9 protein-coding genes are annotated in these 13,274 nt (G+C 48.1%); 6 read left to right on the top strand and 3 right to left on the bottom strand.

The genetic code is table 11. The features are described 5' to 3' along the window. Positions 1-160: 160 nt before the first annotated feature. The gene (gene typA / locus L4D76_RS14165) at positions 161-1,990 is read right to left on the bottom strand and encodes a translational GTPase TypA (RefSeq protein WP_428441537.1); all 1,830 of its coding nucleotides are present in this window, start codon (positions 1,988-1,990) and stop codon (positions 161-163) included. Positions 1,991-2,566: 576 nt separating this feature from the next. On the opposite strand from typA, the gene glnA reads away from it, so the two are divergent. From glnA to add, 6 genes are all read left to right on the top strand, one after another. After that, entirely contained in the window at positions 2,567-3,976 is a 1,410-nt protein-coding gene (gene glnA, locus L4D76_RS14160; RefSeq protein WP_428441536.1) for a glutamate--ammonia ligase, read from the top strand. Positions 3,977-4,087: 111 nt separating this feature from the next. Continuing rightward, on the top strand, positions 4,088-4,648 hold the full coding sequence (locus tag L4D76_RS14155; protein WP_428441535.1) for a DUF4124 domain-containing protein: 561 nt from the start codon (positions 4,088-4,090) through the stop codon (positions 4,646-4,648). A 141-nt stretch (positions 4,649-4,789) separates the two neighbouring features. Next, positions 4,790-5,845, top strand: coding sequence for a nitrogen regulation protein NR(II) (gene glnL, locus L4D76_RS14150; RefSeq protein WP_428441572.1), 1,056 nt, complete (start codon positions 4,790-4,792; stop codon positions 5,843-5,845). A gap of 70 nt (positions 5,846-5,915) precedes the next feature. Next, positions 5,916-7,331: a nitrogen regulation protein NR(I) gene (gene glnG / locus L4D76_RS14145; protein ID WP_428441534.1), complete on the top strand. Its 1,416-nt coding sequence runs from the start codon at positions 5,916-5,918 to the stop codon at positions 7,329-7,331. A 176-nt stretch (positions 7,332-7,507) separates the two neighbouring features. Further along, on the top strand, positions 7,508-10,078 hold the full coding sequence (locus L4D76_RS14140) for a bifunctional diguanylate cyclase/phosphodiesterase (protein ID WP_428441533.1): 2,571 nt from the start codon (positions 7,508-7,510) through the stop codon (positions 10,076-10,078). A 61-nt stretch (positions 10,079-10,139) separates the two neighbouring features. Beyond that, complete coding sequence (add, locus tag L4D76_RS14135; RefSeq protein ID WP_428441532.1) at positions 10,140-11,141, top strand: adenosine deaminase; 1,002 nt, start codon at positions 10,140-10,142, stop codon at positions 11,139-11,141. Between the two features lie 113 nt (positions 11,142-11,254). Here add and hemN read toward each other — a convergent pair whose 3' ends face one another. Continuing rightward, on the bottom strand, positions 11,255-12,628 hold the full coding sequence (hemN, locus tag L4D76_RS14130) for an oxygen-independent coproporphyrinogen III oxidase (protein ID WP_428441531.1): 1,374 nt from the start codon (positions 12,626-12,628) through the stop codon (positions 11,255-11,257). A gap of 162 nt (positions 12,629-12,790) precedes the next feature. Continuing rightward, positions 12,791-13,273, bottom strand: a complete 483-nt coding sequence (locus tag L4D76_RS14125) for a DUF2489 domain-containing protein (RefSeq protein ID WP_428441530.1) — start codon at positions 13,271-13,273, stop codon at positions 12,791-12,793. Position 13,274 lies beyond the last annotated feature (1 nt).

The raw sequence follows: 13,274 nt of genomic DNA, 5'->3' as shown, positions 1-13,274 counted from the left end.
AACCTGTGATACCAATCGGGACAATGACACCCATTCGATTAATTTCAGTTCAGAGCATTGCCAGCCGTTTGATATACCTGGATCAAATGGCTTCAGATACAAAAATCCCGCCATGGCAAAGCCAATGGCGGGATTTTTTTAGCTTACGCTTCGTGGCCGATTACTTCGGTGCACGGCCCGCACGCTTACGATCGTTTTCAGTAAGAAGTTTCTTACGGATACGAACGCTTACTGGCGTAACTTCTACTAGTTCATCATCATCAATGAATTCTAGTGCTTGCTCAAGCGTGTGCTTGATAGCAGGAGATAGCGTTTGCGCTTCATCAGTACCAGATGCACGAACGTTAGTCAGCTGCTTACCACGAAGACAGTTGATAGTCAGATCGTTAGCACGGTTGTGAATACCGATAATCTGACCTTCATAAACTTCATCACCGTGCTCAGAGAACAGACGACCACGTTCTTGAAGGTTAAACAGTGAGTATGTTACTGCTTTACCTGTACCGTTAGAGATCAATACGCCGTTTGAACGTTGACCGATAACGCCACCTTTGTGTGGACCGTAGTGATCGAAAGAGTGGTAGATAAGGCCAGAACCAGAGGTCATTGTTAAGAACTCTGTTTGGAAACCGATAAGACCACGAGAAGGCATCATAAAGTCCATGCGAACACGACCTTTACCATCTGGTGCCATATCTTTCAGCTCACCTTTACGGATACCGATGCTTTCCATAACACTACCTTGGTTCTCTTCAACCACATCGATAGTTACCATTTCAAACGGTTCCATTAGCACACCATCAACAGTTTTGATGATTACTTCTGGACGAGATACTGCTAGCTCGAAACCTTCACGACGCATGTTTTCGATCAGAATAGACAGGTGAAGTTCACCACGACCTGAAACACGGAAGCGATCTGGACTGTCAGTTTCTTCAACACGTAATGCTACGTTATGAACAAGTTCTTTCTGCAGACGCTCAAGAATGTTACGTGAAGTAACGAACTTACCTTCTTTACCAGCAAACGGTGATGTATTCACCTGGAAAGTCATGGTTACTGTTGGTTCATCTACAGAAAGTGCAGGAAGAGCTTCAACTTCGTTCACGTCACAGATAGTGTCTGAAATTTTCAGCTCACCAAGACCTGTGATAGCGACGATATCGCCCGCTGTAGCTACTTCAACTTCGTTACGCTCAAGACCAAGGTAACCAAGAACTGTACCGATTTTACCGTTACGCTTCTTGCCTTCAGCATTGATGATAGTCACTTGCTGGTTTGGCTTAACAGAACCACGAGCGATACGAGCAACACCGATAACACCTACGTAAGAGCTGTAATCAAGTTGAGATACTTGCATCTGAAGTGGGGCGTCAACATCAACATATGGTGCTGCAACATTATCAACAACCGCTTGGAACAATGGTTCCATGTCTTCGCCAACAACGCCATCTTCCATTGTTGCCCAACCGTTTAGTGCAGATGCATAAACAGTTGTGAAATCTAGTTGCTCATCAGTCGCACCCAGGTTATCAAACAGATCAAAAATTTGATCCATAACCCACTCAGGACGTGCACCAGGGCGGTCAATCTTGTTGATTACAACAATTGGCTTAAGACCGTATGCGAATGCTTTTTGCGTTACAAAACGCGTTTGTGGCATAGGGCCATCAACGGCATCAACGATAAGCAATACTGAGTCAACCATCGACATGATACGCTCAACTTCACCACCGAAATCGGCGTGTCCCGGGGTATCGACGATGTTGATGCGGTAGTCATTCCAGTTAATTGCTGTGTTCTTAGCAAGAATGGTAATGCCACGCTCTTTCTCGATATCGTTAGAATCCATAACACGTTCTTCGGCTTCGCCGCGCGCTTCTAACGTGCCAGATTGCTGTAGTAGTTTATCAACCAGGGTAGTTTTACCGTGGTCAACGTGAGCAATAATTGCGATATTTCTTAATTTATCGATCAGTTGATTAGACATGGATTTCACATTCACTCAGAACATGCAGCGACCAACGGTGGGTAGCTACTTGGTTAAAAAAACGGCTCATAATCTAACAGATTTTACGCTAAAACCCACGTAATATGTGATTTATATCACCGGTTTTTTTTTAACCCGAGCATAAGCCTTCATCTCCCTCACTGTTTATGCATGCTTACAGCCGATAAAAGACCGTGCCCACAACCGCTCAGCGCCACCCGCAAGCTGTGGTTATCGCGAGTCAGCTAAATATCATCGCTGTCTTTGAAACTTCCGATTAATCCAAAAAAACAGCGTGATTATGCAGTGGTCAGATTGACAATATAATCACATAGGCTAATAGTAGGGGCGCACCAATATCGAGAATACCAGCTCAAATGCACCATACCGGTGCGGTAATTCACCATAATGGTGCAAAAAAGGATTCCCTTAGCCCCCAATGCGCCGTAAGTGGGCGATTTTGGGGCTTTAAAAAATTGGCACGCTTTTCGCAATATCTTATTTAGATTCGCTCTGCACAGAGCAATGAAAATTTTTGCGGCCAGTTGCCCAATCTAACACCGGAGGTTACTCAAGATGTCAGTAGAAAATGTACTAGCACTGATCCAGGAAAATGAAGTTAAGTTTATTGACCTACGCTTTACCGATACCAAAGGTAAAGAACAGCACATTTCTATTCCTTCTCATCAAATCGACGCTGACTTCTTTGAAGAAGGCAAAATGTTCGATGGCTCGTCTGTTGCTGGCTGGAAAGGTATCAATGAATCAGACATGGTGATGATGCCTGACGCTACAAGCGCAGTGCTGGACCCATTCACAGAAGACGCAACGCTAAACATTCGTTGCGACATCCTTGAGCCTGCAACCATGCAAGGCTACGACCGCGACCCTCGTTCAATCGCTAAGCGTTCTGAGGAATTCATGCGCTCGACGGGCATTGCAGATAACGTGCTAGTTGGCCCTGAGCCAGAGTTCTTCCTGTTTGATGACGTTAAGTTCAATACCGACATGTCTGGTTCTTTCTTCAAGATTGATGATATTGAGGCGGCCTGGAACACAGGTGCTGACTTCGAAGGTGGTAACAAAGGTCACCGTCCTGGTGTTAAAGGCGGTTACTTCCCGGTCGCACCGGTAGATTCATCACAAGATATCCGTTCTGCCATGTGTCTTATCATGGAAGAAATGGGTCTGGTCGTTGAAGCGCACCACCACGAAGTGGCAACTGCTGGCCAGAACGAAATCGCGACGCGTTTCAACACCCTGACAGCGAAAGCGGATGAAACCCAAATCTATAAGTACGTTGTTCATAACGTTGCTCACGCATTTGGTAAAACAGCCACTTTCATGCCTAAGCCACTTGTCGGTGATAACGGTTCTGGCATGCACGTTCACATGTCTCTAAATAAAGATGGTCAGAACCTGTTTGCTGGCGATAAGTACGGCGGCCTTTCTGAGATGGCGATCTACTACATCGGCGGTATCATTAAACACGCTCGTGCCATCAACGCATTTGCAAACCCGGCAACTAACTCGTACAAGCGCCTGGTTCCTGGTTATGAAGCACCTGTTATGCTGGCATATTCTGCTCGTAACCGTTCTGCTTCTATCCGTATTCCAGTGGTATCAAGCCCGAAAGCACGCCGTATCGAAATTCGCTTCGGTGATCCGGCCGCTAACCCGTATCTGGCATATTCAGCAATGCTGATGGCTGGCCTTGACGGTATCCTGAACAAGATCCACCCGGGTGAAGCGATGGATAAAGATCTTTACGATCTTCCGGCTGAAGAAGCGGCGGAAATCCCAACCGTTGCAGAATCACTGCAAGGCGCACTTCAAAGCCTGAACGAAGACCGTGAGTTCCTGACTGCGGGCGGCGTATTCTCTGATGATTTCATTGATTCTTACATCGCACTGAAGTCTGTAGACGTTGAGAAAATCAACATGACCACTCACCCTCTTGAGTTTGACCTGTACTATTCAGTATAAGTAATTAACAAGTTACTGAATAACTAAGACTTAGGCCTGCTTCACAAGCAGGCCTTTTTGATCTTGCCGTCTGTCACCAAGCTGAAAAACTAACAAGTTTTGGAGGCCGATATGCACACACCATTTATCATGATCTTGGTAACCCTATTGGGCCTTCTGATCTCCCCGGGTCTGTGTGCCACCACCATCTACTCCTGGGTAGATAGCGACGGTGTCGTTCACTTCTCTGATCAACCCACCGCTCAAGCGACAGTCTATCAGTTCGATTCCCTGCCGGGTGCAGCATCTGTGGCCAGCCCCACCGCCTCTGAACTCACCCCCTCAGAACCAACCAAAACACCTGATGCCACTCCCCCGCCCAGCATTCGTCTGCTGTCTCCGGTGCATGAACAAACCCTCCGCGATAACGAAGGGATCATTGCCATCTCTGCCATCGCCAACCGTGAAATGGATCAAGGCCACAATGTACAGTTATTGCTTGATGGCAAAGCATACGGTCGACCACAATCCAGCCTCAGCTGGCGTTTAATCAACATCGATAGAGGCAGCCACCAGCTGCAAATACAACTTCTTAAATACGGCAAGGTTATTGCATTATCAGAGAGTATTACCGTTTACCTACACCGGGCTTCCGTGATCCAGCGTAAACCACCAGCGGTGGAAGCCAAGTGATCACGCAATACTGATTTTTGGTGCACTATTGTAGGCAGGCAGGTTACACTTGATTGCACCAACATGGTGCACAATATCAATCCTCTTCACGATAACGGTCATTGATCAAAAAAGTGATGCGTATTGATATCAACAAGGATGATGATCGTGACAGCTACTTTTACCCCTATAATTCTGGATAATTTAGTCACAGCGGTACTGTTGCTCGACGAGAAGTTAACCATTCGTTACGTTAATCCGGCAGCAGAACAACTGCTGTCGTACAGTAAACGCCGTTTACTGAACACCTGTTTCCCCGAATTATTGCAACACTCATCCCTGGATATCGGCCTGGTGCAAGCCACACTTCAGAGTGGTCAGGGACTGGCTGATAGCGATGTCACCTTTGTCATTGATGGTAAACACCATACCTTAGAGCTCAATGCCAGCCCGATATCCTGGCAAAAAGAACTGCTGATCCTGCTGGAGCTCAAACCTATCGACCAGCAGCGACGTATCAGCCAGGAACTCAGTCAGCATGCTCAGCAACAGGCCGCCAAAGAACTGGTACGCGGCCTGGCCCATGAAATTAAAAACCCGTTGGGCGGTTTACGTGGCGCGGCGCAATTATTAGAAAAAGCCCTCCCGGATCCGAGTTATACCGAGTACACCCAGATGATCATCGAGCAAGCTGATCGGCTACGTAATTTAGTCGACCGCCTGCTCGGGCCGCAACGTCCGGGACAGCGGCAAGTTGATAATATTCATGTGGTGTTAGAGAAAGTACGCCAACTTGTTAGCCTCGACTGTGGTGAAAGTATTCAGATCCACCGCGACTATGATCCCAGCCTGCCCGACTTCACCATGGATCAGGAACAGCTGGAGCAGGCCATTCTCAATATCGTCAATAATGCTGCGTTAGCGTTGCAACAAATCAATGGCGGTAATATCACCCTGAAAACCCGTACTGCACATCAAACCTTGATTCATGGCCAGCGCTATCGAATTGCCGCAAAAATCGACATCATCGATGATGGGCCGGGCATTCCGAGAGCGATCCAGGACACCTTGTTTTATCCTATGGTAACCGGAAGAGAGGGAGGAACCGGGCTAGGCTTATCTATCGCCCGCAACCTGATCGATCAGCACCAGGGTAAAATTGAAGTCGTCAGTTGGCCGGGACATACCAAATTTACAATTTTCTTACCCATAATCTGACCTGATGACCACACACCCGTCACACATCAGTGTATTCACCCGATTTCTATCACTAAAGGGGACCGACAATATGAGCAAAGGATTGATATGGGTTGTTGACGACGACAGTTCTATTCGCTGGGTATTAGAACGTACCCTCAATGCCGCCGGATTAAAATGTGAAACCTTTGCCAATGCCGACAGTGTCATTGAAGCACTCGAAAGCAGTGTACCCGACGTATTGGTGTCTGATCTTCGCATGCCGGGTACCGATGGGCTGACGTTGCTTAAATCGCTGCAGCAGGATCACCCCTCCTTACCGGTCATCATCATGACAGCCCATTCCGACTTAGATGCCGCCGTTAACGCCTATAAGGAAGGGGCCTTCGAATACCTGCCGAAGCCGTTTGATATTGACGAAGCGGTCAGTTTGGTAGAACGAGCTGTCACCCATAGTCAGGAACAGAAACGTCAGCAGCAGCCAGAACAAACCGTGAAAGCCGTGCCGGAGATCATCGGTGAAGCGCCGGCCATGCAGGAAGTCTTTCGCGCCATTGGCCGTTTATCCCGCTCTTCCATCTCGGTATTGATCAACGGTGAATCGGGTACCGGTAAAGAGCTGGTTGCCCATGCCCTGCATCGCCATAGCCCACGTAGCAAGAAAGCCTTTATCGCCCTGAATATGGCAGCAATTCCGAAAGATTTAATTGAGTCTGAGCTGTTTGGCCATGAAAAAGGCGCTTTCACCGGGGCTAACAGCGTGCGCCAGGGGCGCTTTGAACAAGCGAACGGCGGTACTCTGTTTCTCGATGAAATCGGAGACATGCCACTAGACATTCAGACCCGCTTATTACGCGTACTGGCTGATGGCCAGTTTTATCGGGTTGGTGGTCACTCACCCGTCAATGTTGATGTCCGGATCATTGCCGCCACCCACCAGAACCTGGAGCTTCTGGTCACCAACGGCGATTTCAGGGAAGATTTGTTCCATCGCCTGAATGTGATTCGCGTCCATATTCCGGCGCTGAAAGATCGCCGTCAGGATATTCCGCAGCTGACACATCATTTTCTTCAGAGGGCCTCTGATGAACTGGGCGTCGAGGTCAAAACCTTGCATCCGAGCACTGTCGAACTCATCACAGATCTTGACTGGCCGGGCAATGTCAGACAGTTAGAAAACACCTGCCGCTGGTTAACCGTTATGGCCAGTGGTAATGAAATTTTACCCTCAGATCTGCCACCGGAACTCCTGACGACAGACACTCCGCCAGCAGGTGATCCGGCTCACTCACACTGGCATCAGGCTTTACAGAAATGGGCAAAAGGCGCACTTCAGCAAGGTAACCATAATCTACTGGGCGAAGCCTTACCGGAGTTTGAGAAAATTTTATTGGAAACCGCCCTGGAGTACACTCGTGGCCACAAACAAGAAGCGGCCAAACTATTAGGCTGGGGAAGAAATACCCTGACGCGCAAACTCAAAGAACTGAATATGACGCTGGATTAATCGCCATCCGCCATTAATACCGTTCAATACCCGTCCGGTGATGCTGCCAGGCGCTTATTACGGTAAAGTAGCTTAGCGGGTGTGATATGCACCGAAGCATTTTTTGCATGTGCATGCAATTTACCTGATTATCTGTTAGATATAATACAGTACGACGTATTACAACAATAAAAATAATGATTAAAACCAGACCGCTCACACTTCGGTTTGCGGTCATGTTGCCGTTTGCCCTGCTGCTCTTACTTACCGTAGGAGTGATTGCTATTGCCCAACATAACAGCTATGAACGCATGCTGTCAGAAGTCAGCAGCAAGCTGTTGTCGTCGTACACCCAAAATGTCAGTAATGACTTACGCCGCTTTCTTGATGGCCCCTTTAATGTCAACCAGACTCTGGCTGACAGCATCCAGCGTCACCAACTCTATCAACCTCCGCGCCTGACTCAACTGGAAGACTACTTCAGTGCGGCAATCTCTAAACTGTATGCCCACCAGCAACAGATAGGGACAATCGGCTTTGGTAGTGAAGAGAAGTACTTCATCGGTTTTCGCAAGAATGCGGATAATAATCTGGCATTGCTATTGAAAGATGAGCGCACAGGCAATGATCTGCACATTTATCAGGGACCGGACCATAACAATAACACCAGTCACCAAATCAGCGATTACGATCCGACAGAACGTCCCTGGTATTTGCCATTCGCCCAATCACGACAATCTGGTTGGTCAGAGATCTACACCAACCTGGATGAACGACAGACCCTCACCATTTCAGCCGTTACCCCAGTTCTCGATCACCGGGACTTACTGGGCGTAATGGTGACAGACATTAACCTCAGCCACATTGCAACATTCCTGGAACGTGAAAGCCAGCTATTCTCTGGAATCACTTATATCATTGATAATCAAGGACGACTGGTTGCCAATTCCGCACAAACCCCCATCATCACCGCAGATAACCGTCGCCTGCTAGCAACCCAAAGCACCAATGCCTTAATCGCCGCCAGCGGACAATATGTCAGCCGTCATCCATTTAAGAATGACGTGCCGCCAACCACTTTCGAGTTTATTCAGGACAACACCCGCTATTTCAGCCGCATCACTAGCTATCGTGATAGCTATAACTTGCAATGGCATATCGTGGTGACCATTCCAGAACAAGGATTAGTCGGTCAGTTACCTAAACAGCAAGAATCCGGCCTAGTCGCGGCATTCATTATCGGTTTTCTGGGCTTGATCATCGGCCTGTACATTTTAAATATCATTACTCAGCCGATCATAGATATCGCCCAGGCGTCGCAAAATCTGACCGAAAATAATTGGGACGTCCCGATCCGCCCGGGCATCAAACTCCACGAAACGGCCCAGCTGATCGCTGCATTCAAGTCGATGTCATCGCGTCTGCAACGCTCGTTCAGCTCACTAAGACAGCAGATCTTATATGACGACCTTACCGGACTACTGAGCCGGGAAGGACTGGCTGACATTACCCGGACTACCTACCATAACCAGCAGGGCGTGGTTGTTCTGATTGGCCTTAAAACATTTCGTCACATCAATGACAGTCTCGGTCATCACCGGGGCGATCAACTGCTCATTGCCATAGCCCTGCGCCTGCAGCAAAGCCTGCCCGACGAGGTGCTATTGAGCCGGATTGGCCGGGATGAGTTTGCAGTCTTCAGCCCGCACTTCACCGATCAAGCACAATCCGATAATTTTGCCAGGCAACTGTTAGAACAGTTTTACCTGCCATTTATGGTCGATGGCACCGAAGTCATGCTGAGTGCCTGTGCCGGCGTGATCAGCGGCCAGCTGGCCGAATCCGATATCACCGAATGGCTCCGCAATTCCAGCCTGGCCCTGAGCCAGGCGACGCAACAGGAATCGGATCCCGTCTGCCATTATCAACCCTATATGATTGAAGCGTCACAGGAAAAAACCCGCCTCTCTGCTGAATTGCAGCGGGCTATCAATCATCATGAATTTGAAGTGCACTACCAGCCGATCATCAATCTGGCCAGCGACAGTATCAGTGGTGCGGAAGCCTTAGTACGCTGGCGAAGTCCTACCCGGGGCATGGTGCCGCCAATGCAGTTCATCCCGTTGGCGGAAGAAAATGGCATGATCATCGAAATCGGGCAGCAGATCCTGTCGCAGGCCTGCGAAGATACTCAAAAACAGATTGCTCGGGGGCAATGGCCACAAGATTTTGCCCTGCATGTTAACCTGTCAGTACGTCAGTTATTACAGGCTGACTTTGTCAGCCAATTAAAAACGACCCTGGCGCGCTCCGGGTTACCAGCAACCAATCTGACCCTGGAAATTACCGAATCACGCTTAGTCAGTCAGCCTCTTCTCACTTTTGATATTCTCGATCAACTGCGTCAGCTCGGCATTCATATTGCCATTGATGACTTCGGTACGGGATACTCATCGCTGGCCTACCTCACCCAGTTACCTTTTGACAGTCTGAAAATCGACCGCTCATTCGTCAATCAGATGCTGGAAAGCGATGACTACAGCACAATCATCGCAGCCATTATCACCATGACTCAAAACTTCAATGCTGACATTGTCGCTGAAGGGGTAGAAAACGCGGAACAGGCACAGCGTCTGAAACAGTTAGGTTGTGGTTTTGCCCAAGGGTATTTTTATGCCCGCCCAGAGCCATTAAGCAAATGGTCAACAGATCCAGTAAACATCCATTCAGTTTCTGCTGACATCGAAGAATATCCGCTCGGACTATAATGATTGTAATTTGTTCTTTCCGTATACTGACGCACCAGTTTCTATAGACGCACCAATAATTATGATCACTAAGCACCTTCCTTTAACCGATCTTCACCGCCATCTTGATGGCAACATCCGCATTCAGACTATTTTAGAACTTGGTCAGAAGTTCGGTATGGCACTGCCAGCGACCGATATTGAAGGGCTGCGCCCTCATGTCCAAATCGTCGAAGCTGAGCCAAGCTTAGTTGCCTTCCTGTCGAAGCTTGATTGGGGAGTTGCGGTACTGGGTGATCTCGATGCGTGCCGCCGCGTAGCGTATGAAAACGTCGAAGACGCGCTGAATGCCCAGATTGATTATGCTGAACTGCGTTTTTCCCCCTACTACATGGCTATGAAGCACAACCTGCCCGTCGCAGGTGTGGTAGAAGCGATCGTTGACGGTGTGGCTGCAGGCTGCCGTGACTTCGGTATTCAGGCGAACTTAATCGGCATTATGAGCCGTACGTTTGGCCAGCAAGCCTGTCAGCAAGAGCTGGATGCACTATTAAGCCAGAAAGAAAAACTGGTTGCTATCGACCTTGCCGGCGATGAGCTAGGCCAGCCAGGCGATCGCTTTATCAGCCATTTCAAGCAAGTACGAGATGCTGATCTGCGCGTAACCGTTCATGCCGGTGAAGCTGCCGGACCGGAAAGTATGTGGCAGGCAATCCAGGAACTCGGTGCTGTACGTATCGGACATGGCGTAAAGGCGGTACACGATCCTAAACTGATGGACTATCTGGCCGAACATAAAATCGGTATCGAGTCATGCCTGACATCGAATATCCAGACCAGTACCGTTGAGTCTTTTGAATCACATCCCATTAAGCAATTCCTCGACCACGGTATTCTGGCGTGCCTGAACACCGATGATCCGGCAGTTGAGGGCATTGAATTACCGCACGAGTATGAAGTGGCGGCACCGAAGGTTGGCCTGAGCCAGGAGCAAATTCGCCAGGCACAAATCAACGGTCTTGAGCTTGCGTTCCTGTCTGATGCTGAGAAACAGGCACTTAAACTGAAAACGGCAAATCGTTAGATCAAGGTGCTCAAAACCATGTGAACTGATTGCTCACTATCAGGACCAAATAAAAAGCCGCTGATTTAATCAAGCGGCTTTTTGCTATTAATTAACAGATTGAAAGGTGAGGCTTAAATCACCCGCGAGAACTGCTGCTGACGGGCACGATCACGCAGATATTTATCGAAGCACATGCAGATATTACGGATCAGCAAACGTCCTTTTAATTCAACCTGAATTACACGCTCATCGACCGTTACCAACCCATCATTAATGAAGGTTTGCAATAACTTCAGATCTTCAGCAAAGTATTGTTTAAAGTTCAGATCAAAACGTTCTTCAATCGCGGTCATATCAAGCTGGAAGTTACAAATCAGCGCTTTGATCACTTCCCGGCGTAGCAGATCATCGGCATCAAGCGACACCCCTTTCCACAATGCCTGACGTTTATTGTTCACATCCGCATAGTAAGCCTTCAGCTCTTTCTGATTTTGGGCGTAGCAATCGCCAATCATCGAAATGGCAGAAACACCCATCCCCAGTAAATCACAGTCACCCTGGGTGGTATAACCCTGGAAATTACGGTGCAAAATACCGTTGCGTTGTGCGACGGCTAATTCATCATCAGGTAAGGCAAAATGATCCATTCCGATAAACTGGTAGCCTGCGCCAGTTAGTGTACCAATGGTATCTTGCAAGATACCCAGCTTTTCATTTGCACTCGGCAGAAGCTCGTCTTTAAGCTTACGCTGAGCAGAAAACAGGGCTGGCATATGGGCATAGTTAAAGACAGACAAACGGCCCGGCTTCATCGTCAGCACTTGTTCTAAGGTTTTAGCAAACCGCTCACGGTTCTGCGTTGGCAGGCCGTAAATCAAATCGAGATTCGTTGAACGGAAACCTAATTCTTTGGCACGCTGTACCATGGCAAAAATGAACTCTTCATCTTGCTCACGGTTAACCAGTTTCTGCACTTCTTTATTGAAGTCCTGCACCCCGATACTGAGGCGGTTAAAGCCTTCAGCACGAAGAAGATCCAGCACATCCAATTCGATTTCACGCGGGTCTACTTCAATACTGATTTCCGCATCCGGGTCAAAGTTGAACTGATCACGCAACAAACTCATTAGACGACTGATTTGTGGCTTAGTCAGGAATGTGGGTGTACCGCCCCCCCAGTGAAGCTGACTGACCTGTCGGTCACCAAGCAGCGTGGCGCGCTGACGAATTTCCTGTTCTAACACATCAAGATACTGATCTGCTTTATGCTGATGGCGGGTAATAATTTTATTACAGCCACAGTAATAACACAGCTTATGGCAGAACGGGATATGCACATACAGTGAAAGTTTGCGCTCAGGATACTGCGCACAAGCCATATCAAATTCCGCTGGCGTAAATGCCTCATGAAACTCAAGGGCGGTCGGATATGAGGTATAACGGGGGCCTGAATAGTTATATTTTTCTATCAGTGCCTGATCCCAAATAATCTGCTCATTTGACATGACATACTTCCGCTATTTGTAATTGTTGGGGGGATAAACGATCATCAAGTGTGCCACACCTAAATAAAGATGTAGACTACTTACTCGTTAATGGTGACAGAAATGCCACCTGGATCGAGTCGACCCAGGTAGTCGTTTATAACCCGCGGCTTATGCCTCTGGTTATTCAGCTTTCATTGACAGGATATCTTCCAGCTCAAGCTTGATGCTTTCTTGCAGGCGAGCTTCCGCTTTCATCCGCTGCAGATCGAGCTTCATGCGCTCTTTTTTCTGTATCGTTTGACGGTCATCACCACGCGGCATCTCTCTTACCACCTGGTAAAGCTCGTACATAGCGGGGTATTTACCGGAAAAATCAATGTGTTGTTCCGCTTGCAAAACTTCCATCAGCTTATATAAGCGAATGGTAATTTCTGACATATCACACTGTTCTTGCTTACCCGCGTTGGCAATAATAAACACGCTGTCCATAATATGGTCATTGCGTTCTTTTATTTTCTCTGCCTGTTGAAGCTTAGCTCGCTCCAGAAATGCTTTATGGCGTTGATGTTGCTGATACAGCTTAAACAACAAATACCCCGCATAAATGGCTAGCACGGCAATAACAATACCGGCCAAACCTAACCAAAGCGTCTTATCCTGCAAC

It is taken from the genome of Photobacterium sagamiensis (genome assembly GCF_050337085.1).
Lineage (GTDB): Bacteria > Pseudomonadota > Gammaproteobacteria > Enterobacterales > Vibrionaceae > Photobacterium > Photobacterium sagamiensis.
Note: the sequence above shows the minus strand (reverse complement) of the source record. Positions and strands in the feature narration are given on the sequence as shown.